This is a genomic window from Cystobacter fuscus (assembly GCF_044360685.1).
Classification (GTDB): Bacteria; Myxococcota; Myxococcia; order Myxococcales; family Myxococcaceae; genus Cystobacter; species Cystobacter fuscus_C.
On sequence record NZ_CP043491.1, the window covers coordinates 2,282,921 to 2,308,709 of the forward strand.

Annotated in this window: 19 protein-coding genes and 1 pseudogene; 13 read left to right on the plus strand and 7 right to left on the minus strand. The window is 68.3% G+C overall.

All coding sequences use genetic code 11. The features are described from left to right. The first annotated feature begins 168 nt into the window (after positions 1-168). Together F0U63_RS09470 and F0U63_RS09475 are read left to right on the plus strand one after the other, a co-directional pair. Complete coding sequence (locus F0U63_RS09470) at positions 169-3,315, plus strand: tetratricopeptide repeat protein (RefSeq protein WP_395845568.1); 3,147 nt, start codon at positions 169-171, stop codon at positions 3,313-3,315. Between the two features lie 174 nt (positions 3,316-3,489). Further along, positions 3,490-4,233 carry a sigma factor-like helix-turn-helix DNA-binding protein gene (locus tag F0U63_RS09475; protein WP_395845569.1) on the plus strand — a complete coding sequence of 248 codons (744 nt, stop codon included), beginning with the start codon at positions 3,490-3,492 and terminating at the stop codon, positions 4,231-4,233. A gap of 54 nt (positions 4,234-4,287) precedes the next feature. On the opposite strand, the gene F0U63_RS09480 is transcribed toward F0U63_RS09475, so the two are convergent. Together F0U63_RS09480 and F0U63_RS09485 are read right to left on the minus strand one after the other, a co-directional pair. After that, a complete protein-coding gene (locus F0U63_RS09480; RefSeq protein ID WP_395845570.1) occupies positions 4,288-5,364 on the minus strand; it encodes a peptidylprolyl isomerase in 1,077 nt (358 codons plus the stop codon). A 31-nt stretch (positions 5,365-5,395) separates the two neighbouring features. Beyond that, on the minus strand, positions 5,396-6,949 hold the full coding sequence (locus F0U63_RS09485; RefSeq protein WP_395845571.1) for a hypothetical protein: 1,554 nt from the start codon (positions 6,947-6,949) through the stop codon (positions 5,396-5,398). A gap of 67 nt (positions 6,950-7,016) precedes the next feature. On the opposite strand from F0U63_RS09485, the gene F0U63_RS09490 reads away from it, so the two are divergent. From F0U63_RS09490 to F0U63_RS09505, 4 genes are all read left to right on the plus strand, one after another. Further along, on the plus strand, positions 7,017-7,244 hold the full coding sequence (locus tag F0U63_RS09490) for a hypothetical protein (RefSeq protein WP_395848558.1): 228 nt from the start codon (positions 7,017-7,019) through the stop codon (positions 7,242-7,244). A gap of 22 nt (positions 7,245-7,266) precedes the next feature. Continuing rightward, positions 7,267-7,599, plus strand: coding sequence for a transposase zinc-binding domain-containing protein (locus F0U63_RS09495; protein WP_395848346.1), 333 nt, complete (start codon positions 7,267-7,269; stop codon positions 7,597-7,599). Positions 7,600-7,933: 334 nt separating this feature from the next. Then, positions 7,934-8,719 carry a PPC domain-containing protein gene (locus F0U63_RS09500; RefSeq protein WP_395845572.1) on the plus strand — a complete coding sequence of 262 codons (786 nt, stop codon included), beginning with the start codon at positions 7,934-7,936 and terminating at the stop codon, positions 8,717-8,719. A 279-nt stretch (positions 8,720-8,998) separates the two neighbouring features. After that, positions 8,999-9,397 carry a RidA family protein gene (locus F0U63_RS09505; protein WP_395845573.1) on the plus strand — a complete coding sequence of 133 codons (399 nt, stop codon included), beginning with the start codon at positions 8,999-9,001 and terminating at the stop codon, positions 9,395-9,397. Between the two features lie 36 nt (positions 9,398-9,433). Here F0U63_RS09505 and F0U63_RS09510 read toward each other — a convergent pair whose 3' ends face one another. The 4 genes from F0U63_RS09510 to F0U63_RS09525 all read right to left on the minus strand — a co-directional run bounded on the left by F0U63_RS09510 (position 9,434) and on the right by F0U63_RS09525 (position 12,885). Then, positions 9,434-10,345, minus strand: coding sequence for a LysR substrate-binding domain-containing protein (locus F0U63_RS09510; RefSeq protein ID WP_395845574.1), 912 nt, complete (start codon positions 10,343-10,345; stop codon positions 9,434-9,436). A gap of 32 nt (positions 10,346-10,377) precedes the next feature. Beyond that, a complete protein-coding gene (locus F0U63_RS09515; protein WP_395845575.1) occupies positions 10,378-10,767 on the minus strand; it encodes a VOC family protein in 390 nt (129 codons plus the stop codon). A 96-nt stretch (positions 10,768-10,863) separates the two neighbouring features. Then, positions 10,864-11,946 (minus strand): hypothetical protein, encoded by a 1,083-nt coding sequence (locus tag F0U63_RS09520; RefSeq protein WP_395845576.1) that lies wholly within the window; start codon positions 11,944-11,946, stop codon positions 10,864-10,866. 225 nt (positions 11,947-12,171) lie between these two features. Next, positions 12,172-12,885 (minus strand): TetR family transcriptional regulator, encoded by a 714-nt coding sequence (locus F0U63_RS09525; protein WP_395845577.1) that lies wholly within the window; start codon positions 12,883-12,885, stop codon positions 12,172-12,174. A 186-nt stretch (positions 12,886-13,071) separates the two neighbouring features. On the opposite strand from F0U63_RS09525, the gene F0U63_RS09530 reads away from it, so the two are divergent. From F0U63_RS09530 to F0U63_RS09560, 7 genes and pseudogenes are all read left to right on the plus strand, one after another. After that, on the plus strand, positions 13,072-14,448 hold the full coding sequence (locus F0U63_RS09530) for a cytochrome P450 (RefSeq protein ID WP_395845578.1): 1,377 nt from the start codon (positions 13,072-13,074) through the stop codon (positions 14,446-14,448). Positions 14,449-14,483: 35 nt separating this feature from the next. Continuing rightward, positions 14,484-15,701 (plus strand): cytochrome P450, encoded by a 1,218-nt coding sequence (locus F0U63_RS09535; RefSeq protein WP_395845579.1) that lies wholly within the window; start codon positions 14,484-14,486, stop codon positions 15,699-15,701. 168 nt (positions 15,702-15,869) lie between these two features. After that, positions 15,870-17,210 carry a nodulation protein NfeD gene (locus F0U63_RS09540; protein ID WP_395845580.1) on the plus strand — a complete coding sequence of 447 codons (1,341 nt, stop codon included), beginning with the start codon at positions 15,870-15,872 and terminating at the stop codon, positions 17,208-17,210. After that, positions 17,207-17,965 (plus strand): slipin family protein, encoded by a 759-nt coding sequence (locus F0U63_RS09545; protein WP_395845581.1) that lies wholly within the window; start codon positions 17,207-17,209, stop codon positions 17,963-17,965. Before F0U63_RS09540 ends, F0U63_RS09545 begins: the two co-directional genes overlap by 4 nt. Positions 17,966-18,306: 341 nt before the next feature. After that, positions 18,307-19,236: a hypothetical protein gene (locus F0U63_RS09550; RefSeq protein WP_395845582.1), complete on the plus strand. Its 930-nt coding sequence runs from the start codon at positions 18,307-18,309 to the stop codon at positions 19,234-19,236. Further along, positions 19,233-21,236, plus strand: coding sequence for an adventurous gliding motility protein AgmC (gene agmC, locus F0U63_RS09555; RefSeq protein WP_395845583.1), 2,004 nt, complete (start codon positions 19,233-19,235; stop codon positions 21,234-21,236). The genes F0U63_RS09550 and agmC overlap by 4 nt, the downstream gene beginning before the upstream one ends. Positions 21,237-21,311: 75 nt before the next feature. Continuing rightward, positions 21,312-21,698, plus strand: a pseudogene (locus tag F0U63_RS09560) (SPFH domain-containing protein); the annotation flags it as partial. Positions 21,699-21,814: 116 nt separating this feature from the next. On the opposite strand, the gene F0U63_RS09565 reads toward F0U63_RS09560, so the two are convergent. Continuing rightward, complete coding sequence (locus F0U63_RS09565) at positions 21,815-25,630, minus strand: beta-galactosidase (protein WP_395845584.1); 3,816 nt, start codon at positions 25,628-25,630, stop codon at positions 21,815-21,817. Between the last annotated feature and the right edge of the window lie 159 nt (positions 25,631-25,789).

Sequence of the window (25,789 nt, forward strand, 5' to 3'; positions counted from 1 at the left end):
GCGGCCGGCCCGCTCCGCCACCAACATGCCACCCGGAGGCTACAAAACATCGCCGCCTTGACTCGCAGGGAGGTCTCAAGACCGTCCATACTGGGACTGGCGCGGACGCTCGACATACTTTGATTAATCAAGGTATTCTGGATAAGTCGGGATGGCCCTGGGACGGCGATGAAGCACCCTGGAGAGAACACGATTGTTGCCTTCGTCGAGGGGCGATTGTCGGCCGCCGAGGCAACCGCGTTCGACGCGCACGTCGACATCTGCGAGTCGTGCCGCTCCCTGGTGGTCGCGGCCGTCAGGGCATCGCTCACCACGGGAGGAGCGGAAGACGAGGCCATCGTGGCGCCCGCCTCCAGCCTCGAGCCGCTCGATCGCGGCGTGCGGTTCGGCCGCTACACCCTGCTCGACGTGCTCGGCCGGGGGGGGATGGGGGTCGTGTATGCCGCGCACGACTCCGTGCTCGAGCGCAAGGTGGCGCTCAAGGTCCTGCGAGGCGAACTGGCCGCGCGCATCGGGGTGGACCTCGCCTCGGCCCGGCTCGTGCGCGAGGCGCGCATCGCCGCGCGGCTCTCCCATCCGAACGTGGTGACGATCTACGACGTCAACAGCCACGACGGGCAGATCTTCATCGCCATGGAGTATGTCGACGGGCGGCCGCTCTCCGCCTGGCTGGACGAAGGCCCCCATCCCGCGGACGTGATCCTCGAGCACTTCGTGCAGGCGGGGCGGGGGCTCGCGGCGGCCCACGCGGTGGGCCTCGTGCACCGGGACTTCAAGCCCGCCAACGTGCTGGTCGGCCTGGATGGCCGCGTCCGCGTCACCGACTTCGGCCTCGCCGGGTGGACGAGCGAGGACGCTTCTGGAGAGGGCCCGGCCGGCGGGTGCTCGTCGTCCTCGCGGGTGTCCCGGACGGGAGGGCTGCTGGGTACACCGCTCTACATGGCACCGGAGCAGCACCGCGGAGAGCGGGCCGGTCCGCTCGCGGACCAGTTCAGCTTCGGGGTCGCGCTGCACGAGGCCCTCTACCGGCGCGGGGCCTTCGAGGGCAATAGCCTCGAGGAGCTCGCGGCGAGCAAGGCGCGGGGCCTCGCGCAGCCGCCCGTCGGCGGAGGAGTTCCGGAGCGCGTCCGGCGCGCCCTGCTCCGCGCGTTGCGTCCACGGCGGGAAGAGCGCTTCGCCTCGATGGAGGCGTTGCTCGCGGAGCTTTCGCCGACTCAGGCCGTGCCCTGGCGCCGGGTACGCCTCGGTGTGGGCGTCCTCGCGCTGCTCTCCCTGGGCGCGCTCGGGGCCCTCGCGCTCGGAACGTCGCCGAGCCAGGTGTGTGCCGGTGGGGAGCGCAGGCTCGCCGGCGTCTGGGATGACGAGCGCGAGCGCGCGATGCTCGACGCGTTCCTCGCCACCGGCGCCCCCTTCGCCCAGGACGCCGCGCGGATGAGCGCGGCGCTCCTCGACGGCTACACACGTGCCTGGGTCGAGGCCCGCCGGGACGCCTGCGAGGCGACCCAGGTGCGCAGGGAGCAGCTCGAGGCGCATCAGGCGCTCCGGATGATGTGCCTCGACGAGCGGCTCGAGGAGGTGAGGGCGCTCGGGACGTTCTTCACCCGGGCGGACCCGGGTGTGGTGGAGCACGCGGTGGAAGCGGTGCGCGCCCTCCCTCCGCTCTCCCTGTGCTCGGACCTCCGGGCGCTGAGCGCGAAGGTGCCGCCGCCGACGGATCCGGCGGTACGCGCGAAGGTGGAGGCGCTCGGCGTGAAGGCGGCCGAGGTCCATGCGCTCGTCCAGGCGGGCAAGCCCAGGGAGGCCCTCGAGGTGGTGCGCGGGGTGCGTGAGGAGGCCAGGGCCACGGGTTACCAGCCACTCGAGGCTCGGCTCGGTGTGCTCCAGGGGGAGGCCGAGGCGTTTCTGGGAGAGGAGAAGGCCGCCGAGAAGACCCTGCGTGAGGCCGTGCTCGCGGCGGAGGCCGGCCGCGATGACGTCACCGCGGCGCACGCCTGGACGAAGCTCGTCCACATCGTCGGCCGGAGGCTGTCGCGTTTCGACGAGGCGCTGGCGCTCGGGAAGCACGCGCACGCCGCCATCGTCCGCCTCGGTAACGCCGAGCTGGAAATGGCCCGGTTGCTCTCGACACGCGGCGGCGTGCTGTGGGCGAAGGGTGACTATCAGGAGGCCTTGAAGGACGCGCGGGAGGCGCTGGCGATCCACCGCCGGCTGCTGCCCGAGGACCACCCGGACCTTGCCCAGTCCCTCGGCGAGGTCGCCATCGCGTCCTTGAGTCTCTCCCTCTACGAGGAGGCCCGCGCGCACCACGAGCGAGCGCTCGCGATCCTCGAGACGATCTTCGGCCCCCGGCATCCGAAAGTCGCCATCTCGCTGTTCAACCTGGGGGTGGTGCTCCAGCTCGAGGAAAAGTACGAGGAGGCGGCGGCGCGCTATCGGCGCGCCCTCGAGATCATGGAGCAGGCCGGGCTCGGTGAGCATCCCGTGGTCGCCAGGATCCTGATGGCGCTTGGCACGGAGGAGAACCGCCGTGGTGACGATGCCCGCGCGCTCCAGGTGCTCGACCGCGCGCGAGCCCTCGCCGAGAAGCTTCATGGCCCCGAGCATCCGGACGTCGCGAAGGCACTGGTGCAACTCGGCCAGGTGCTCTCCAGGATGGGCAGGCGCGACGAGGCGCTCGCCGCGCTCCATCGTGCGCGGGCCATCACCGAGAAGGCGCTCGGCCCGGAGCATCCGGATCACGGCATCGTCCTCGTCGAGCTCGGCAATCTCCTGGCCCTCCAGAAGCGGTATGCCGCCGCGAAGGAGCTGGTGGAGCGGGCCATCGCCATCCACACCCGGGCGCTGGGCCCCGAGCATGTCGCGGTCTCCGACGATCTCAACATCCTCGGGTGGATCCTCTTCATGGACGGCCGCCATGCCGAAGCGCTCGCGGCGTACCAGCAGGCGCTCGCGGTGTACGAGCAGAGCTTCAAGCCGGACAGCGCCTACAAGGCCGGCATCCTGTTGAACATCGCGGAGGCATTGATCGGGCTGCGCCGGTATGCCGAGGCGCTCCCGATGGCCGAGCGCGCCCTCGCCGCCCAGGAAAAGGAGTGGGGGCCCGAGCACTCCAGCCTCGCTTCGTCCCTCGACGTCATCGGCGTGGCGGCCTTCCACCTCGGGCGCTTCGAGCGGGCGCTCCCTTCACTGGAGCGCGCCGTGAAGCTGCGGGAAACTGGCGGCAACAAAGAAGCGCTCGTCAGGGCCCGGAGCTATCTCGCCCGCGCGCGTGCCGGAGGCGGCCGGCGCCTGGGCCACGATTCGTCGTCCCCGTGAGGCGGTGTGTATCATGCCCGCGTGGACTCCCTGCTCCCCCTTTCCCGTGCCTTTCGCGGACGCCTCGCACCCGCGGCGGCGGCGAAGCTTGGTGATGCCGGCGCACTCGAGCGTCGCCTGCGCTCACTGATCGATGACGCCCGTCTCCGGCTCCCGGGCATCGGAGGGGATGAGGTGGCGTTCGTCAGCTACATGGCGGAGCGGCTCACCGAGGGAGGGGAGCTCGAGGAGGTGCTCTCCTGTGTCCAGGTGCACGACCTGCTGCTCGCCTTCGCGTGCCTCTCGGGCGACGCCGCCGCACAGCGGGAGCTGAGCCATCGATTGGACGTCGAGGTGCGCGCCGCGCTGCGGGGGATGGGCGCCGAGCTCGAGCTCGTCGATGAGGTGAAGTCGGTGCTCGGCCACAGACTGCTCGTGGGCGAGGGGGAGGCGCCGAAGCTCGCGGCCTATACCGGGCTCGGGCCGCTCGCCGCCTGGCTCCGGGTGGCCGCGCTGAGGACGGGAATCAGCCTGCGCCGGGGCACCCAGCGCGAGGTGCTGACGGAGGACCGGCTCCTGTTGCAGGCCATGGATCCGGCGCTGGATCCGGAGTCGCGGCTGCTGCGCGAGCGCCACGCGGAACTGCTCCGCTCGGCGCTGCGCGAGGCCATGGCGGCGCTGTCGAGCCGCGAGCGCAACCTCCTGCGCATGTACTACGCGGAGGGAATCAAGCTCGAGAAGCTGGGCGTCATGCACCGGGTGAACGCCTCGACGATCTCCCGCTGGATCGCGCGAGCCCGCGAGGAGGTGCTCGAGCGCACCCGCGGTGCGCTCAGCGCCCACCTGAAGATGACCTCCTCGCAGGTCGAGAGCATGCTCGGCCTGGCCCTGTCGCTCGACATGAGCCTGGAGAGCCTGCTGCGAAGCCGGGCCGACTGAGCGCTACTCCTGGACCCGCACGGTTGCTGGTGCTTACCCGCGCGAGCCGGGGACTCAGGCGTCCGCGAAGCGCACCTGGGCCTTGCTCATGACGTACCCGACCGCCATCAGGTGCCAGGCCACCTGCTCGATGCGGGCGTACTGCTGCGGATCCTCGCGCAGGGCGGCGGTGGCTTGATCCAGCGGAACCCCGAGCGTGGTGGCCTCGGCCTGGATGACCTCCTGTACCTTGTCCGGAGTGAGGGTGACGCCGTCGCGCGCGCAGATGGCGCCCAGCGCCAGGCCGATGCGCAGCCGCTGCCGGGCCGCGGCCCGGGTGGGCTCGTCACTCAGCCACGTCTGCAGCGACTCCTCCTGCTGCTTCACGGTGAACTTGAGGTCGGTCACGGCGCGGCCCTCGCTCGAGCCCCAGCGGCGGCGGACCTCCTCGTCGACGAGCGCCTCGGGAATGTCCACCTGCGTGCGGGCGGCCACCTCATCGAGCACCATCTCCTGGGCCCGGAGTTGCAGCAACCGCACGGTCATCTCCTCCAGCTCCTTCAACACGGCACGCGTCGCCGCCTCCACCGTGTTTCCCCGGCCCAAGGCCTTGAGGAACTCCGGGCTCGACGGATCCGGGTACTTCACCTCACGCGCGGCCTGGAGCTGGACGGCGAAGCGCGCGAGCTGACCGCGCAGCGCCTCGACGGGGTAGTCCTCGCCCAGGGTGATGTTCACCAGCACGTTCTCTCCTGGCAAGTGGCCCACCAGCTCCTCGTACAGGCCGGGCAGCAGGGGGGCGGGTGCCAGTGGAATCCATGCATCGGCGCGCACGCTGAAGGGGATGAGGCGGCCGTTCGAATACCCCGCGATGTTGACCAGCACCTCATCGCCCCAGGCGATGGGCTCGGTGCGCGAACGCATGCGCTCGGTGGCGTACGCACGTGCCAGCTCCTGGAAGCGCTCCTGGATCTGCTGGGCGGAGATGGGCTCCGGGGCGGGCACGGTGATGGAGAGGCCCTCCAGGGAAGGCGCGGTCACCGGAGGCAGCTCCACCGGAGCGCCCTTCTCGGCCCTGCGCGCCAGCGACATGGACATTGGAAACGCGAAGGGCTTCTTGGCGGGCGGAGCGGATTTCTGGTTCGGGTCCATGAAGGCTCCTTTCGAGGCGGGAGGCTACCGCTCAACCGCCGACGTGCGGCCTGTGGCCATGGGACAACCCCCCGAGGGAAGTCGCCAAGCTGCTGAGGGCGGCGGCGGTGGCGCCGGCCTGCGCCAGGACGGGCATGTTGGTGGCGGCGGCGATGGAGCCCATGGCGGTGATGCCCGAGTTGAGCTTCTGGCCCAGGGTCGCGTTGGAATTCAAGAAGGTCTTCGCGGCATGGGCGGCGTCCATGCCCGCCATGGCGAGGTTGAGGCCCGGAGCGAGACGCCCGGCCGCCCTCGCCAGGGCGCCACTGCCGCCCTGGAGGAGACCCGCCAGCATGCTCGCGTTGCCGAGCATCGCATGAGCCGCCTCGAAGGTGGAGGACGCCGAGTGAGCCAGGTTCGCCGGATGTGAATGGGACGCGGCATGGGTCGCCCCGTGCTCCACCGCGCCGCCGTGTCCGTAGCCCGGGGCTTGGTGCGTGCCCTCGAAACCGTGCGTCGCATGCGTCGAACCGCCGCCCGTCAGGATCGAGGCGAGATGGTTCACGCTCCCCATCAGACTGGAGGCGAGATGGGCCCCTTGGACCACCGAGTCGGCGAGGTGGGCCGCGTGGTTCAGGCCGTTCAGCGCGCTCGAGGCGAGCTGGTTCAGGTTCGCCAGCGTGCTGGGCTTCCCCGTGGAGGCCGTGGCAGGGGGCTTCTCCGTGGAGGCCGTGGCAGGAGGCTTCTCCGTGGAGGCGGCCTGGGCCGTGGCAGGAGGCTTCTCCGTGGAGGCGGCCTGAGCCGTGGCAGGAGGCTTCTCCGTGGAGGCGGCCTGAGCCGTGGCAGGAGGCTTCCCCGTGGAGGTGGCCTGGGCCGTGGCAGGAGGCTTCTCCGTGGAGGCCGTGGCAGGAGGCTTCTCCGTGGAGGCGGCCTGAGCCGTGGCAGGGGGCTTCCCCGTGGAGGCCGTGGCAGGGGCTTCTCCGTGGAGGCGGCCTGGCCGTGGCAGGAGGCTTCTCCGTGGAGGCCGTGGCAGGGGCTTCTCCGTGGAGGTGGCCTGGGCCGTGGCAGGAGGCTTCTCCGTGGAGGTGGCCTGGGCCGTGGCAGGAGGCTTCTCCGTGGAGGCCGTGGCAGGGGGCTTCTCCGTGGAGGTGGCCTGGGCCGTGGCAGGAGGCTTCTCCGTGGAGGTGGCCTGGGCCGTGGCAGGAGGCTTCTCCGTGGAGGCGGCCTGGGCCGTGGCAGGAGGCTTCTCCGTGGAGGCGGCCTGGGCCGTGGCAGGAGGCTTCTCCGTGGAGGCGGCCTGGGCCGTGGCAGGAGGCTTCTCCGTGGAGGCGGTCTGGGCCGTGGCAGGAGGCTTCCCCGTGGAGGCCGTGGCAGGGGGCTTCTCCGTGGAGGCGGTCTGGGCCGTGGCAGGAGGCTTCCCCGTGGAGGCCGTGGCAGGGGGCTTCCCCGTGGAGGCCGTGGCAGGAGGCTTATCCGCCTCCTGGGCCTGCGTGAGGGCATGCTGGAAGCTCCCATGCACGGTCGAGGGATGCACCTTTCCGCTCGTGCCTCCGGAACCGTTCAGGGCCTGGGCCACTTGCGCCGAGTTGGTGTTGGGCGCTTCCATCGCACTATCCAGGCGGCTCGGCTTGCTCTGAGCGGTCTGGGTAGCGGCCCCCCCGGGGGGCGGCTTCGTGCTTGCTGCGGTCGGTTTCCCGCTGGAAGCCGCCTGTGCCTCCGGGCCCGTGGGCTTCGTCGAGGCTCCTCCCGTCGGCTTCGTGGTCTCGGAGGTGGTCGGCTTGCCCGTCGTGGGCTTCGTGGACGCGGGGGTGGTCGGCTTCCCCGCCGTCGTCGACGTGGGCCTGGGCGGGAGGGAAGGGGGCCGAGAAGAGGGAACGCGACCGGGCATGGGAACACCCTGAGGGCAAGAGCGATTTCGCTAGGATAACCGGAAAAGACGAGCTTCTCGTCGCCTTTTCTTGCAAGGGGCGAGGGGTGTGCCCCTGCTGTAACGCGAAGTGGGCGCAGATGACGGCGGCGTACCTGGTGGAGCGGGTGCTGCCGCACGTGCCCTACCGGCAGTGGACGGTCCTTTGCGCACCGGGTGCGGTGGGGAGCCCACCCGCCTCGTGTATCTGGGAAGCGTCGTCGCTCCACGAACCAGGACCGCGAGGCGGGTGTCCATGTGGGACGGGAGCGCACTGCGGGAGGCCCGGAGGCAGGCCATCGCGGTGTTGCGCAGGGAAGCGACCGCGCCGCTCGAGCCTCTGGGCATGAAGGGGAAGAACACCACGAAGGCCACCACCACGATCGCGCTCCCCGCCAGGGCGGTGGACCTGGCCAACGTCAGGTCCTCCCGATGCCCAGCGAGCACGGGACACACTCCTGCCCAGGCAGGAAAGTGCGCGTCTTTAAAAAAGAAAGACAATTATTTTCATTTTATTGGAAAAGCAGACTCATCCCAGCGGACCCACTGGGGTCACGAGAAGTATCACGCTTCAAGATTTCTGCTGGACTGAATGGCTTTGAGGGGAACACCCGCTTTCTGTTTATATCAAGGCGCGGCCGCGGTGGCATCTCCGCCACGGGTCAGCAGGAGGACTCCCCCTTGATGCATCATCGGATTTTGCCCGCGCTCCTCGCGTTGACTCTCGTGGCGTGCGGAGTAGAAGGCAGCAACACGGAGCTGACGGAGAGCACCCACGTCCAGGCGGATGCCGTGAGGACGGCCTGCTCGACTTCACTCTCCAATGGCGTGAAGGTGACGGGCATTTCCGCCGAGCCCAATGCCTGGAGTTGCACCTACACGCTGGTGGTGCCCGAGGGCACGGGCAGACTGTCGTTCGACATGAACCAATTGCCCGAGGGCAAGGGCGCCGCCTACATGTACGTGAGGTTCGGCTCCGAGCCGACCTTCGACACGTATGACTGTAGGCCGGGCAATCTCGTCGGGGTGAATTGCACCTTCCTCCGCCCGCGGGCCGGCACCTGGTACGTGAAGCTCAGCGGCGTTTTCGGCTCCGCCTCGGGCCTGGAGTTGACGGGCACGTACACCCTGGGCATCCCCAGCGATAGCGTACTGACCAACGGCGTGGAGACGGCCCCCTACCTCTACAAGGGAAGCCAGTGGAAGTGCTTCACGCTGGATGTACCGAGCGGGAAGAGCTCGGTCGTCTTCACCGAGCGGCTCACGAAGGGCGGCGGCTGGAACGAGACCCCGTCCATCTATGTGCGCTACGGCGAGCAGCCCTCCACGACGGCCTACGACTGCTCGACCTATACGAGCAACGGGCTCGCGACCTGCACCATCAACAACCCGGCCGCTGGCACCTGGTTCGCGTGCTCGTACGGCAGCTACTCTCTCGATGGCGTGGCCATGAAGGGCACGTACCTCTAGCGAGCGGCCCCGCCGGGACCGGAGGGGAGCACTCTGCCCTCCGGTCTTCCTCGACTACCGGATGCCGCCCGGCTGGAAGGGCGCCGAGACGCTGCGGCGGCTGCGTGAGGTGGATCCCTCGCTGAGCGAGGTGCTCTGCTCGGGGGACTCGGGAGCCGACGGAGCGGCCATCGATGCCGATTGTCCATGGGCATGGATGGTCATGGCAGGAAGGCGGGCTGTTTCCAGGGGGTGCGTTTCTTTAGTATCGAACCCTCTCATTCAGAACCGAGGAGCACCATGAACAAGCCCGAATTTTTCGTCACCCCCGGCTATGGGGACCGCCAGCTCAAGGGCATGCATTACTCCCAGGCGCTGAAGATCGGCAATCGCGTCGAGACCTCGGGCCAGGGCGGCTGGAACGACGACTGGGAATTCCCCGAGTCGCTCACCGAGGAGATCGCCCAGGCGTTTCGCAACGTGGGTCGCACGCTGGCGACCGCGGGGGCGGGCTGGGAGCACGTGGTGCACGTGAATTCGTATCACATCGGCTTTCCGCCCGAGGTCAACGAGACCATGGTCAGGCTGTTTCGCCACTACATGCCCGATCACGCGCCCATCTGGACCTCGCTCGGCGTCGCGGCGCTGGGCGATCCTACGATGCGGGTCGAGATCCGCGTGACGGCCATCGTGCCCTGACGCGAGCTTGTCCGTGCCGTCGCGCCTGCCATCGAGTTACGGGTCGACCGCGGGCGCCGCGTCGCCGAAGGTCTGCCTGACCCAATCGACGAAGACCTTCAACCGGGCATTCTGATGCCGGTTGGGCGGATAGAGGACATGGAGCGGCAGCGGCGGGCGCGACCAGTCTTCCAGCAGCGGCACCAGTTCACCCGAATCCAGATAGGGCTGGACACAGCGCCGCAGGTGCTGGCCGACGCCCAGCCCCGCCAGCAGCAGAGCGAGCAGGCCGTTGCCTTCGTTGGTCGAGAACTCGGCGGCGACGATGTCGTGGCGTTCGGCGCCTTTTTCGAAGATCAACGGATCGGCCTTGCCGGTGGCGGCGAAAAAGTAGCCGGCCCGCAGGTGGTGGCGTTCGAGCTCGCGCGGCGTGGCCGGCGTGCCCATGCGTCGCAGATAGGCGGGCGACGCGCAGGTGACGTACCGGAGTTCGGTGAGTGTGTGCCCGACCATGGCCATGTCGCCCAGCTTGCCGGCACGCAGCACGCAGTCCACCCCTTCGCCCACGATGTTGACCGTGCGGTCGCTGATGCCCAGCGCGATCGTGATGTCGGGATACTCGCGGTGAAAGTCAGCCAGGGCCGGGATCAGCAGCGTGGTGGCGAAGGTGGCTGGCGCATCGACGCGCAGGTGGCCACTGGGCTTGAGCTTTCCGCCGCGCACCGCGTGGTCCATGGCGTCGAGCTCGGCGATCAGGCGCTCGGCGTGGCGGTAGTACTCCATTCCGTCCGAGGTGACGGCGAGCGCGCGGGTGGTGCGATGCATCAGCTTGATGCCGAGATGCTTTTCGAGATCGGTGATCAGCTTGCTGATCGTCGAGCGCGGCTGGGCCAGCTGGTCGGCCGCGCGGCTGAACGAGCCAGTCTCGACGACGCGCACGAAGGCGCGCATGGCCAGGAGTTGGTTCACGGTAGAAATCCGCCTCAGACACCTTCTCAGGCTCAAACGGTGATTTCGATGCGGTTGCCGTCGGGGTCGAGCACGACGCACTCGTAGTAGCCGTCCCCTGTCTGCCGGGGGCCATCCACCACGGGAAGCCCGTCATGGCGGAAGCGCTCGGCCATGGCGTCCACCTCCTCGCGCGAGCCCACCGAGAGCGCCAGGTGCGCGTAGCCGGTGGGGGGCGTGTCGGCGTTGCCGCTCGCGTCCACCAGGAGGGGCTTCGCCATGAGCTCCAGGCGCGCGCCCGAGGCGAAGCTCAGGAAGTACGAGGAGAAGCGCTTGCGCTCGTTGACGTACCGGGGCCCCGCGCTGGCCTGGAAATACGTCTCGTAGAACGAGCGGAGCCGCTCGAGGTCCCGCGTCCAGATGGCCACGTGTTCGATGCGCATGGGCTCATCCTACCAGAGGCCGTCCTTGAGCCAGCGGCATCCAGGCCTATCGTGGCCTTGGCCTGGCGAATGAGCGTCCTTCCGCTCCTGACGGTTTCAACTGACCGCCTTCCTGGCTTCATCCATGTCCTCGGAACCGAAGGGTTGTTCCCACCGCGCACCGATCGCCCGGAGCGCCGTGACGTACTGTCCTTCGTGCGCTTCATCGCCAAGCGCGGCCGCGCGCGCGAGAAACTGGAGGAATGCGGTCTTGGCTGGGCGGGAGAGGGGCGGAAGGCTCGAGGCGAACTCGTCCACTCCCCGGTCCCACCAGCCTTCGAGCGCGGCGATCTGCTCATCATTGAGGGCGAGAAAGCTCTGCGTATGGCGCAGCGCATTCATCTGCTCCTCACTCCACCCCTCCCGGCGGGGCGCCTCCATCACGACGATGAGCCCTTGGATGAGGAGCTCGCGCGGAATGGACTTGTCTGTGCGATAGATCCGAATCAATGGCTCGATCACACTTCCGCGCCTCTGCATCTGGATGTTCGCGGCCTTCATCATGCTCTTCGTGAAGAGATAGCTGGAACCGGCGGAGATCGGGATGCTGATTCCAGGAACGAGGAGCCGCAACATGGCCCGCTCGGTCAGCTTTCGGGCGATGGCCGTCCCAGCCACGCGCTTGATGATCTCGACAAGGGCTTTCCGGAACCCGCTGCGCAGGAGTTTCCGGACGTTGTACTGGATGACCTTGGGGCCGACGGAGAGGGCGACCTCACCCAGGACCTCCGATATCTTCAATCCCAAGGCGTTGCAGAAGATGAGGTAGCAATCCTCGGCATCATGGAGGGAGAGTGGGGCGTTGTGGATGACGGAGAGGTCGTAGGTCGTCCTGAGCTGAAGCCGGGTGTTGAGGCCGATGTCGGCCATGATGGACGAGGCGACCCCCGCCACCGCCAGGGGTCCACCGGGTGTTGGAACCGCGAGCTCCAGCCCTGTCACGGCGGCCGCGCTGGCTCCGCCTACCAGGGAGGAGTACTTGCTCGCGATGGAGATCGCCTTGTTGGCCTGATTGACAGGGCCCGCGCCGGGATATTTGCGGCGGATGTACTCGGCATCAACGCCCTTCGAGTACTCCTCGAGCATCCACCGGACATACTTTGGAAACCATCCACCGCCCTTGAACTCCTCGAAGTTCATGGAGCGAAAGTGGCTCTTCAGCTCCTCGTACTCTCTCCACGCTTCGTCCTTGAGAGACATTCTTTTCTCCTGATGACTCAGGCACTCCCCTCGCGATGAGGACGAACGTCGCCTGCTGAGTTGAATCAGGACATGTACCGCCGTGGGTCTCCGTGCGTCTGTACTCCTTGAGGAGTAGTAGGGCGGCTGCTCCGGCGTTCAGATGCCGCTCGACGTCATGCGCGCCTACCTGCGTTCCCGGCGGGAGTGCCGGGGCGGCGGGCGTCTCGCGGGCTGGCGCTCGCCCGCGGGCTCCTCGAACAGGGCCGGGCCGAGCAACTCGAGGCACTCGGCGAGAACCTCGCTCGCGTCGCGCTTGCGCCCCGTGGTGAACGGCTGCTCCATCGCGAGGCGTCCCGCGGTGGCCAGGACGGCGCCGGCCAGGCGCGCCCGCTGCGAGTCCGGGGAGAGACCCAGCCGCTCGGCGACGACGCGCGCGAGCGCGACCTCCGCGTCGGTGAGGATCTGCAGCCACACCGCGCGGAAGCTCTCCGTTTCGTTCACCACGGAGAGGAAGTTCTCCCAGTTCATGGTGTTCTCCCCCGCGAGGCTCTGGCTGAGCGCCTCCTCCATCGTCTCGCGCAGGGGCTTGTCGCGGGGGGCGGCGCGCATGTCGGAGACGATGCGCGCGAGCGACGCGTCGACGGCCGGACGGATGGCGTCCTCCTTCCGGGGGAAGTACCGGTAGAAGGTCCGCTCGGAGAGGCCCGCGTGGGCCGCGAGTTCCTTGACGGAGAAGTCACTCGTGCGCTCCCGCAGGAACAGGCCGATGACGGCGTACGAGGCCTCGAGCATCGCCTGGTCGCGTCCCTCGCGAGGGGCGAGGGTGAGGCGCGGCGGCTCCCGGTCCGCACCTGCGGCCAGTCGTTCCTGTGAGGGCGGACGCACTCGCTGGGGCATGGCGCGGAGCCTAACAAGTCGTGGCGGGAACTGTCTCCAGGGCGCTCGCGTACCCCTCCCCACCCCGACGCATGTGGCGGTTTCTGCCAGTTCCGTGGCATAAACTGCCACGAAGCTCAGGATTCCCTCTTCGATCCCGGCCCGGGCGTGAGCCGCGCTGAACAACTCCCCAAGGACTCCACGATCATGAATCCAGCACTCGCCATCGACCCGCCCCGTCGCCTCAAGGAGTACGCCCCCTCCCCCCTCGAGCTGCTCATGGCGGTCCGGCGAGAGGGGTTCCTCGGCTGGATGACGAATACCTGGCGCCAGCAGGGGGATCTGTTCCGCCTCCGGATGGGCAAGCAGTCGCTCGTGCTGGTGGCGCACCCGGACCACGTGCGCGACATCAACGTCACGCGCCGCGAGAAGTACGACAAGGGCGAGAGCTACGACACCCTGCGCGAATTGCTGCTCGGCAATGGCATCGTCACCGCCATCGGGGAGGACTGGCGCCGCCAGCGCCGGCTCATGGCGCCGTTCTTCACCCCGCGTGGCGTGGAGAAGTTCTACCCCATCTTCCTCTCCGACACGCAGCAGCTCATCGAGCGCTGGCGCTCCCACCACCAGGGCTCCGGCCGCCCTGTCGAGATGCTCGACGAGATGATGCTCGTCACCGCCTCCGTCATCCTCCACTCGGTCTTCAGCACCGAGTCGAGCGAGGCCGTGCTGCGCATCAAGGACGCGCTCGAGACGCTGCTCTCCCGCGTCTCGGAGATGCAGAACCCCGTCAAGATACCCCTGTGGGTGCCCACCCCCGGGAACCTGAAGTTCCGCCAGGCCCAGAAGCTCTCGACGGGCTACATTCGCGAGCTCATCGCGCGGCGCCGGGCCCTCCCCACCGAGCAGTGGCCGGACGATCTGCTCACGAAGCTGATGACAACGAAGGACGAGGAGACGGGGACGCTCATGGCGGAGCAGCTCCTCGTCGACAACGGCTTCACCATGTTCGCCGCCGGGCATGAGACCACGGCGCGGACGCTCTCGTTCTTGTGGTACGCGCTGTCCCAGAACCCGGAGGTGGAGCGGCGGCTGCACGCCGAGCTGGACTCGGTGCTGGGCGACGCACCTCCGACGATCAGCGACTTGAAGAAGCTCCCGTACACCCTCCAGGTCGTGAAGGAGGTCCTCCGACTCTATCCGGCCGCGCCCATGTACGCCCGTGACGCCGTGGCCGATGACGAACTCGATGGGGTCCACATCCCGGCCGGCACGAGGATGCTCATCTTCTCCTACGGCACCCACCGGCACCCGGAGTTCTGGGACGAGCCGGAGCGCTTCGATCCCGACCGCTGGTTGCCCGAGCGCGAGGCGGCACGCCATGCCTACGCCTACCACCCGTTCGCCATCGGACCGCGCATCTGCCTGGGCAATAATTTCTCCCTGCTCGAGACACACGTGATGACGGCGATGCTCGCACGCCGCTTCAAGCTGCGCCTGAAGCCCGGCCACGTGCCGCGGATCGACATGTCCGGCACCCTTGGCTCGCGCAACGGCTTGCCGATGCTGATCGAGGCGCGGTGAGCACGTCTTCTCCAAACAACCCGAGAGATTCGAACATGCAAGCCTTCAATGGACAGAAGTTGGACAAGATTCCCGCGCACGTCCCGCCGGAGCTGGTCTACGAGTACGACATCGCCACGGATCCGCGGGTGCTCGAGGATCCGCACGCCCGGATGCGCTCACTCATCCTCGAGGCCCCGCCCATCTTCTTCTCTCCGTACAACGGGGGCCATTGGTTCGTGACCCGGAAGAAGGCCATCGTGGACATCACGATGAACCCGGAGGTCTACAGCAGCAAGAACCCGGGGGAACACAGCAAGGAAGCGACGGGGGGGTTGTCGCTGTTGCCCATCTCGGTGGATCCGCCGCAGCACACGATGTACCGGACCCCGCTCAACCAGCCACTGTCGGCCAAATCCGTCGCCGGACTTGAGACGGCGATCCGGGCCATGACGAACGAGCTCATCGACAAGGTGCTCGCCGCGGGGCGCTGCGACTTCCTGCCGGACATCGCCGAGCCGCTGCCCGTCACGTTGTTCCTGAAGCTGGCCGGCATGCCGACCAACCGCCTGGCCGAGTTCCGTGAGCTGGCCTTGCAGGCGGCGTCCGCCACGGTGGATCCCGCGACCCGCGCGGAGACCTTCAAACGCATCGCGGGAATCCTGGCGGAGACCATCCAGGCCCGGCAGGAGAAGCGCGAGGATGATCTGATCAGCCGGCTGCTCGACGCGAACCTCGACGGCCGCAACCCCACGTTCCACGAGATGATGGGCTACAGCATCCTCCTGTTCCTCGGAGGGCTGGACACCGTGGTGAATGCCCTGTGCTTTGGTGTCCGGCACCTGGCGCGCGATCAGGAGCTGCAGGCGAAGCTCCGGGCCGACCCCAGCCTCATTCCCGGAGCCATCGAGGAGCTGCTGCGGCTCTACGGCATCGCGTCCATTCCCCGGCACGTGACGCGCGACGTGGTCTGCCATGGCGTCCAGCTCAAGCAGGGCGACGCGTTGTTGTTGCTCCTGCCCGCGGCCAACTACGACGACGCGGCGTTCCCCAACCCCGAGCAGTTCATCCTGGGCCGGACGGAGCAGCACATGACGTTCAATACGGGTCCGCACCGGTGTGTCGGCCTGAATCTGGCCCGCCTGGAGATGAAGGTGTTCTACCAGGAGTGGTTGAAGCGCGTGCCGCCGTTCCGGTTGGATCCCCAGGCCCCGCCGCGGTTCTCGGGTGGCTTCGCTCTGGCCCTCACGAGCCTGCCGCTGGTCTGGGCATAGCTGGAGATTCGTTGAAAGCCAGACACGGGCCGGCCGCGGTGTAGAACAAGAAACGCTGGCCCCTGGGGGGAGTGCGCGGCCGGATGGATGGCCTTCAGGGAGGGGCGACACCGTGGGGGGCGGTGGCCAGATGTTCCAGGCGGATGATGGGACACGGGGACCGGCGCCATGAGCGAGTCTGGGCATTCGGTGTGGGGAGTGCTCGTGCTGGGGATGGTGATGCTCTGCCAGCCAACCAGCCATGCCGCTTCTCCTCCGCCAGCCGTGGTCTCCCGCTGCGTGCTGGATGGCACCGTGGATGCCGGTTCCAGTGCCTTCCTGGTGGATTGTGTCCGCCGCGCCCAGGAGGCCGGTCACCAGGCGCTGCTCGTCCGGCTCGACACTCCCGGCGGAGAGCTCGAGTCCACCCGCGCCATCGTCCGCGCCTTCCTGGGGGCCCGCGTCCCCGTCCTCGTGTGGGTGGGCCCCTCCGGCGCCCGGGCTGGCAGTGCCGGAGTCTTCATCACCCTGGCCTCCCACCTCGCGGGCATGGCGCCCGGTACCAACATCGGCGCCGCCCATCCCGTCTCCGGCCTCTCCGGGCAGGACCCCGAGCAGACCGGAGGCAAGGAGATGGCCCGGAAGATCGAGAACGACGCCGTCGCCTTCGTCGAGTCCATCGCCAGACAGCGCGGCCGCAATGCCGAGTGGGCCATCAGCGCCGTCCGTGAGAGCGAGAGCGTCCCCGCCGAGAAGGCCCTCGAGCTCCGCGTCATCGAGCACGTGGCCCCCACCGAGGAGGCCTTTCTCGCGTGGGCCGATGGCCGTTCCGTCACCGTCGCCGACGCTCCCGTCTCGCTGCGCACCGCCAACGCCTGGCTCGTGGAACTGGAACCCTCCTTCTCCCAGCGCGCCCTGCACGCCCTCGCCCAGCCCGCCGTCGTCTACATCCTCTTCCTCCTCGCGGGCCTCGGCTTCGCCGTGGAGTTCACCCACCCCGGCCTCTTCGTCCCCGGCCTCGTCGGCGTGGTGTGCCTCGTGCTGGCCCTGCTCGCCTCCTCCGCCTTGCCCGTTCGCGCTGGCGCCATCGTGCTGCTGCTGCTGGGGGTCGCCCTGCTCGTGGCCGAGCTCTTCGTCACCAGCGGCCTGCTCGGCGCCGCCGGCCTGGGGCTGCTCGTGCTCGGCGGCGTGTTCCTCATGGATCGCTTCGACCCGGGGTGGTTCCTCGACAGCCCGCCGCGGGTTCCCCTGTCCACGCTGCTCCCCACCGCCGTCTTCGTCGCCGGGGCGGCCGTCTATCTCGCCTTTCGCGCCGCCGAGACCCGCCGCCAGCCCCAGTTGGGTGGAGACCTGGGCCTCATCGGCGAGGTGGGGCAGACACTCGACACCGTCTCGCCCTCCGGAGGCGCGGTGTTCGTCCATGGCGAGCGCTGGTCCGCTGTCTCCTCCACGCCCCTTCCTCCTGGTGCCCGCGTGGTGGTGCGCCGGGTGGAGGGGCTCACGCTGTTCGTCGATGAGGTCAAGACATGAACGACGTCTATGGCGCCCTCGGGTATCTCATTCCCCTGGGCTTCCTCGTGCTCGCCTTCCTCTCCGGCGTGCGCATCGTGAATGAGTACGAGAACGGCGTCGTCTTCCGGCTCGGCCGCTTCGTGGGCATCAAGCGCGCCGGCTTCCGGTGGCTCATCCCCTTCGTCGAGCGCATCGTCATCATCGACCTGCGCACCGTCGCGCGTGACGTGCCCCCCCAGGACGTCATCACCAAGGACAACGTCAGCGTGAAGGTGAACGCCGTCGTCTACTTCCGTGTCATCCACGCCGACAAGGCGGTGCTCCAGGTGGAGGACTACCTCTCCGCCACCAGCCAGCTCTCGCAGACCACCCTTCGCGCCATCCTCGGCCAGGTCGAGCTGGACCAGCTGCTTTCCGAACGCGAGCGCATCAACCGGGAGATCCAGAAGGTGCTGGATGCCCATACCGATCCCTGGGGCATCAAGGTCTCCAACGTGGAGGTGAAGCACATCGATCTGCCGGTGGAGATGCAGCGCGCCATCGCCCGGCAGGCGGAGGCCGAGCGCGAGCGCCGCGCCAAGATCATCGCCGCCGAGGGCGAGCACCAGGCCGCCGAGAAGCTTGGTCTGGCCGCCGAGGTGCTCAGCCGCAATCCCATCACCCTCCAACTGCGCTACCTGCAGACGCTGGTGGAGATCACCGGAGGAGGCAATCAGACCATCATTCCCATCCCCCTGGACCTGATGCGCATGCTCGATCTCACGCGGAAGTGACTCGAGGCCGCCCCATGGGGCACACGCCGGTCATGGCCGCCCCGCCAACACGGCTCCTCAGGGGAGTAGGGGGCCTGGGGTTGCTTACGGACGGGGCAGTGGGTTCCAGTGTTGGGGGGACCCCAGAGCCCTGCTCCAATTGCTCGATACGCATCGAACGAGCGTGGGCGGCAAGGATTTCTGCTGTGCGCCTCGCGGCTTCATGCCACGCTTCTCCTGTCATTTTTGAGATGCATTGATGACAGGGCCGGGTAGGAGCGCGATGAGGCGCACCTCCTCGCCGATATGGAGAGTTCGTGAGTCACGCGAAGCCTTGCCCCACGAGGCGCTTGGTGAGAGACGTGCGTCTGGTTCTCGTGGCGGCGCTGTTGTCAGCCTCGGTCTCGTTCGCCCAACCCGCCGGTCTTCCGGTCTTCGAACTGGAGCGCCTGGAGCTGAATCCCAGCGGCAAGGGCTCACTGGTGTTGGCGTCGGGAGAGCTGTTGCCCCGAGGAGGATTCCGCCTCTCGGTCGCGGGCCATTACGAGCGCAACCCCCTGGTGTTCTACCTGGATGGAGTCCGCAAGGGCGCGTTGGTGTCGGATCGTGCCATGGCGCACGTGTTGCTAGCCTGGGCTCCGCTGCGCTGGCTGGAAATGAACGCTCAGCTGCCCCTGGTTGCATGGCAGCGCGGGGACGACCTGCGGGCCGAACAGTTGGGCACTCCAGCCACGACGGGTTTGGGCACACCAGCGGTGGCCGCGCGCGTGGGGTTGCTCTCCCAGGAAAGGGAAGCGTCGGTGGACTTGGCAGTGGAGCTGGGTGTGGGTCTTCCCGTGGGAAGCGTGGACACGCTCTCGCGCGACACCTCCGTGCGCCTCTCGCCCAAGGTGATGGTGGGCCGCCGCTTCGACCGGTGGTGGGCGGGCGTGGAGGCGGGGGCCCTCCTGCGCTCCGCCGTCCTCCTCAACGAGGATGGCAATATCCAGGACGAGCCAGGCTCGGAGTTGCGTCTGGGCGTGGGGATCGCCATGACGGGAGGCAAGCTGCGCGGCGAGTTCAACGTGCGTGGCGCGCTGCCTCTTTCCCGTCAGGGCAGCTCCTTGGAACTGCTCGCCGGCTTGCGGCTACCCGTGAACGAGTCCACCGAGGTCTACGCCCTGGGTGGCCCTGGCTTCGGCTCGACGCCGGGCACGCCCTTCTTCCGGATACTGCTCGGCGTGGCCTTCGGGCGCACTGAGCTGGCCTCCAACATCGCGCGCTTCACTGGCGAAGGGAACCCAAGATCATGACTCCATTCATGCGGAAGTGGCTTCCCGCCGTGGGCCTGCTGGCCCTGGGCCCATTACTGGCTCGGGCGGAACCCGACACCTTCGGACTGGGCTCGGGACGCGACGGGGCGCTCACCGTGACCGGGTCGAACACCGTTATCAACGCCTACGCGCCCCTGACAGCCCCCGCGGCGCGCAAGGCCACCTCCTTGGAGGTAGGCGCTTGTCTCGCGGACACCTGCTTCGCGCAAGGCGACCTGGTGCTCGTGTATCAGGTCACGGGCCTCTCGCCCGCTCCCGCGTCGGGAGACCCGGGTCCCGTGGACGTGAACACCAGCTGGGCGGGGCGTTGGGAGTTCGCGCGGCTGGCCGAGGTGACGCCCTCGACGCTGCGGCTGACCGCTCCCCTCGTCCAGGACTATCCGGCCAACCTGAGCCAGGTCATCCGCGTGCCGGAGTACACCACTGTCACTGTTTCCGCGAGTGGGAGCCTCACGGCCGCTCGCTGGAATGGGAGCGTGGGCGGCGTCGTCGCGTTCCTGGCCACCGACGAGGTGAACAACCAGGGCTCCATTTCCGCGAGGAACTCGGGCTTCCGGGGCGGTCAGTACGTTGTCAGTCCACCGGGGACCCAGGGCTGTATCGAGCTGGACGAGGGCGTGCCCAATGGTGCTCAAAAAGGCGAGGGTCTAGCGGGGAGGGGACGTTATGGCCCCGCCCAGACCGGGTGGGGCAACGTGGCCAATGGCGCGGGCGGCGGCATCTGCTTCCGATCTGGAGGCGGAGGGGGAGGCAACGGCGGTAGCGGCGGGCAGGGTGGACGCTCGGACGCGGCCGATGGTGGGCGGGACGTAGGAGGCAAGGGCGGGGCGGCCGTCTCCGCCCCCTTGTTGACCCGACTCCTGTTCGGTGGGGGCGGCGGCGCGGGCCATGGCATTTCCTCATTCGCGGGAAGCGGCGGGGCCGGAGGCGGGGCCGTCTTCCTGCGAGCCCGCCAGCTCTTGGGTGGGGGTGTGCTCGACGCCTCGGGCGGTTTGGGGGGGGCAACCCATGAGAGCGGCGGTGGCGGTGGCGCGGGTGGTGCGCTCTACGTGCGCATCGTCAGGTCGGCCGCGTGTGGCATGGCCGCCGTGACGGGTGGTATTGGTGGCACCTCGGTCAGCCTGCGGGTCGGTCCGGGTGGAGGAGGGGGCGCGGGACAGGCGCTGTTCCAGTCCGAGCCGGGAGCCAGTTGCGAGCTCCTCTCCACGGGGGCCAGCCCCGGAGTACAGAAAGACCCCAGTGATGGTTTCTACGGCGCCCGGGCGGGCGTTAACAGCAGGCCTACCAGACTGGCCTACGGATTCATCATCCCCGCGCCGCCCGTCGTGGTCACACCTCCCAACGGGACCAGCACCAACAACGTGCGTCCCCGCATCACGGGCACCTCCGCGATCTACCCGCAGCGGGCGCCACCCAACACCGAGATCCTCCTCCTCATCGATGGAGCGGAGGTCGGCCGGGTGTTGTCCGATGCCTCGGGGAGTTTCTCCTTCGAGCTTCCTCAGGACCTTGCCGAGGGCTCGCACACGGTGCGGGCCGCCGCAGCGGTGGATGCCGTGCAGAGCCTCGACAGCACGCCCAATACCTTCCTCGTGGACATCACGCCCCCGGACACTTTCGTCGTCTCCGGGCCTCAGGGGATCATCCATGATCACAACCCTCGTTTTGAGTTCGGTTCGAACGAGGAGACGGTGACCTACACGTGCAGCTTGGATGGGGGGGCATTCAACCCCTGTCCGGCCTCGGGCATCTTCACGGACGTGCCCGATGGTTCGCATACAGTGAGGGTACGTTCCCGGGACCGCGCGGGCAACGAGGACGATAGTCCCGCCTCCTGGCACTTCCGCGTCGCGGTTGCTGATCGCGCGTTGCTCGGGGAAGGATTCGGCTGCTCAGCCCCAGGCCGGGACACGTCGATGCTGTGGCTCGGCTTGGGAGCGCTCGCCGTGGGCCTGCGACGTCGGCAGCTCAGACGCTGACGCCCTCGTTGGCGAAGGTGTCTCAAAGGACTCGTATCGACACCTCGCCCCTATGAGTCGTCTGACACACTGCCTGGCCAGGTCGAGCTGGACCAGCTGCTCTCCGAACGCGAGCGCATCAACCGGGAGATTCAGAAGGTGCTGGATGCCCATACCGACCCCTGGGGCATCAAGGTCTCCAACGTGGAGGTGAAGCACATCGATCTGCCGGTGGAGATGCAGCGCGCCATTGCCCGGCAGGCGGAGGCCGAGCGCGAGCGGCGCGCGAAGATCATCGCCGCCGAGGGCGAGCACCAGGCCGCCGAGAAGCTCGGTCTGGCCGCCGAGGTGCTCAGCCGCAATCCCATCACCCTCCAACTGCGCTACCTGCAGACGCTGGTGGAGATCACCGGAGGGGGCAATCAGACCATCATCCCCATCCCCTTGGACCTGATGCGCATGCTCGACCTCACGCGGAAGTGACTCGGGGCAGGCGGTGTGCCAGACGTGCGCACCTTCAACCCCCCTCGAGGGTTCTCGAGGGGGGCCAAGATGCAACCCGTGCGTGGGACTTCCCACTCCTCAGCGCGCGTACTCCCTCACGGGCTGGTGCAGCCGGTCACCTTCGCCGAGGCCCAATCCGCATGGTCCTTGCCGTTGCTCCCGAGGTCGTCGACGACCAGTCGCAGCTGGGTCACGCCCGTCACGTCGACGCTCACGGGCAGTGGCGCGCTGCTCCCCGTCACGGTCGGGGACTTCCACAAGGACTTGCCGTCCCCGAGGACCTCGAACGTGACATCTCCCCGGTCCCCCACCTCGTCGTCCACGCCGACGATCGCGGTGAAGGACTCGCAGCCCCTCAGGGTCACCGTGACGGACGAATCCGCGTGCGTGCCGAGGCCCTTGGCGTGCTCGGTGCCGCCCACCGTGAGCGGACGCCCGTCCCCGGCCGCCTGCTCCCCGTTGGACATGTCCCGCTCCACGGGGCCCCAGCCGTTGGTGCTGGCGTCGAAGGTCATGTCGCTGATCCACTGCTCTCCAGCCACCGGTGGCGGAACCGGACGGCCGACGAAGCGAACGTCGCTGGACGAGCGGGCCGTGCCTCCCTGCGTGTAGGTGGCCGTCGCTCGCAGCAACGCGGGCGGGGACGACGGCGTACGGCCGGTGGCGGGGACCGTGACCTTCCAGGACACGGTGCCGTCGGGGGTGGTCCCCGTCGGCTCGGACATCCAGCCGCTCGGGACCTCCAGGGTGAACCGCACCTCCGTGGCCGCTGGCTCTCCCGCGGGAACCACCAACCGCGCGGTGGCCGTGAAGGACGCGCCATCCTCGGCCTCCGCGGGCAGCGCGAGCCGCACGGTGGCCGCCCGCTGCTCGGTGTAGCGCTCCGGCGCGTACGAGGGGCGCTCCACGTCACGAACCACGAGCCCCGTCACGGCGTTCGCCTTCGCCACGAACTCCACCGGGCCCGGTCCCGCGCCATCGTCGCTCCACACCGCGAGCGCGAGCGTGTTCTTTCCGCGATGGCGCAGGAAGCCCTGGGGCAGCGAGAAGTCGCGCTGGGGACCGACGTCATTGACGTACTGACCCAGGTTGTAGCCGTTGACGAAGATCAACGCGCGGTACTTCGGGGCCGTCTCCCCGCCGAAGCGCAGCGCGAGGGGGATGTCCTGTCCCTCGGGGAGCTCGAGCTGGACCTCCGTGCGGTACCAGTGCAGGCCCGGGGTCACCGCCGCCTGCGGCAGGGTGACGGACTCCCACGTCCCGTCGGGGAAGCCCGGCAGGGTGTAGCCGGAGCGCTCGCCGTGCAGTCCCCCATTGTTCTGGGGTCCGGTCAGTGGCTCGACGAGGCTCTCGCCGCCGCGTGCGCCCTGGATGCGCCAGGAGATGACCGAGCCGGAACCCATCATCTTCGCCGCGAGCAGACCCCGGGGGTTCTTGTGTCCGTCGTTGCTGCCACCGTCCTCGTTGTGCCCCATGTTGCGCACCAGCACGGAGAGCTGGTTCTCCTGGCCCGGGTGGAGCAGCCCACTGGGGAAGGGGATGTCCTTGCTCGAGTTCTGCGCCTGGGGGCTCGTGCGCACCGTGCCGAGGTAGGTGCCGTTGAGCCAGACGGCCCAGGCGCCCGCCTTGCCGGTGCCCGCGGTCAGGGAGATGCCCGTCTCGTCGCCGACGGCCTGGAAGCGCCCGCGATACCAGACGTCTCCGTAGTGGAACCCGTACTCGTCGGCATAGAGGACGGGCAGGGTGGAGGGCTTCGTCGGGTTGTTCGTCGTCGTATTCGCGGCGACGAGCCATGCCGAGTCATCGAAGGAGGGCTCCGCCTCGGGCTGATCCACGGTGTGCTTCCATGACGTCAGAGAGGGCAGTGCCACCGGTTGGGGACCGGGCACGGAGATGACCTTCGTGCCGTGCTCCGTCTCCGACCAGGTCTGCTCGCCGCGGTTCCAGGTGAGCTGGCAGAACGGAGCGCCCGCCCAGATTTCGATGTCCGTCGCCGCGCTGACGTCACCCACGAGCCGGAGGGCGGTGTCATCCTGCTGGACCTCGCGGATCAACTGAGCGCCGCGGACGAGTACCGGGCCGCGTGCGGTGTGGGCCATCCAGAAGGTCGAAGCGGTGTCGCTGTCGGCGAGCAGCAGCTCCAGGGGGGCGCGGCCTTCCCCGGTGATGCGGACCCGGGCGAGCCCGTCCGCGGACCAGTTGAGGCGCAGGTCGTTCCTAGCGCCGTCCCACGTGGAGGTGACGCCGCCGGAGAGCACCTGGACGGAGGGCTCCGCCGCGTAGCGCAGCACCAGTTCCGCGGCCTCTCCCCTGCGCGTGTGAAGCACGGCGACGTCCCGTTCCCCGATGCGCTGGTGCGTATAGATTTCCGCGGTGGAATAGACGAGCCGCTGGGCGCCCAGGTTGTATCCGGCGACGAGGATCTTGTAGTCCTGGCCGTTGATCGTCAGTGCCGTGCCGGCCTGCTGCGGCACCGTGTAGTCGCCGTCTGAGACCTGCACCCGCAGCGTGGTGTCCTGGCGCGAGACCGACTTGATGTTCTCCTGCCGCACGAAGAAGAACTTCGCGCCGGTGACGGGATTGACGTCTCCGTCGACGTGGAGCTCGGGATTGCTGTGTTCCACCTGCTCCGGAAGGTTGTCGAGCTGGCGCAGGTCCGCGACGGCATCGACGAGGTAGCCCTGCTGCTTCAGCGGGGGAATCTTGTTCGTCTGCTGGCGGTACTCGTCGAAGGCCGCGTGGTAGTCATACGACGTGTAGACGACGTTGGGGTCGGCCTGCCAACCCCAGTTCGTCCCGCCGTAGAGCATGTAGAGGTTCTGGATCGTGAAGTGGTTGTTGATGTTGTTGCCGTAGGTGATGCGCTCGAACGTCGGCCCGTACGTGTCGCGGTTGTCCTCGTACAGCTTGCCGCCCCAGGGCTGGAACCACCCGCCCTGGAACTCCGCCCAGAAGAACGGCCGGTCCTCGACGCCACACCGGGGGGGCGTGAACTTCTCCCCATGGCGGAGGAACTCGTAGTCCGTGACGGAGGTGCCCGGGTAGGTGTCGGTGGCGTAGAGGTCGGGCGCCCCCTTGCCGCACGCCCAGCGCAGCTCGCTGCCCTTGTCATTGTGGAAGAGGGGCACCGTGATGCCATCCGCGCGGACGGCGGCCTTGAGCTCCTCCATGTAGTTCTGCGCGGTGCCGTCCGTCCGGTCGTACTCGTTCTCGATCTGGTAGAGAATCACCGAGCCGCCGCCATCGGTGAGCTGGTGGCGGGCGAGGATCGGGTTGATCGCGTCGAAGTACTGCTCCCACGCGGCCTGGTAGTCGTCGGCATCGCTGCGGGCGCGCCCGGCCTGGGTCTGGAGCCAGCCGGGGAAGCCACCGGAGTCGACCTCGGCGTTGATATACGGACCGGGCCGGGCAATGACATAGAGGCCGACCTCCTCGGCGATGTCGAGCAACCGCTCGACGTCCCGCACCGAGCTGAAGTCATACACTCCGGGTGCTGGCGAGTGGTACGCCCAGCTGAAGTAGAAGGAGACCGCGTTCATGCCGATCGCCTTGTACTTCTGGAGCATGTCCCGCCAGAGGTCGGGGTTGGGCAGCCGGAACGGGTGGAACTCGCCGGACCAGATGTACTCGCGCTTGCCATCGATCATCAGCGAGTACTTGTCGTAGGTGATTTGATGGGGCTTGCCATCACCGAAGGCCTCGACCGCCGCCCCATACACGGGCACGCCCGCACCAGCAGGGCTCGCAGGGGCCTCGCCTCCGCAGGTGGGCGGCTGGGGATCGGGCGATGGCTTCGGGGGCTTGTCACAAGACAGCGAGGCCACTGACAGCGCCGCCACCCACGAGGCCATCATCTTTCCGCCCAGCCAGCGTGTCCTTCGAGAGGTCCGTCCGCCTGCCTGCTGCTTCATGTGCGATCCTTCTCCCGCCGATGTCTTCAATGAATTGACATACGGCGTCATGATGCCGTGGCTTTGATTCCAAGCCACCATACACCACGGCTCGCCGGACGATTGACTCCACCCATCGGTGACACCCAAGCGTCGGACCTTGGACTTCACCGCGGGCCT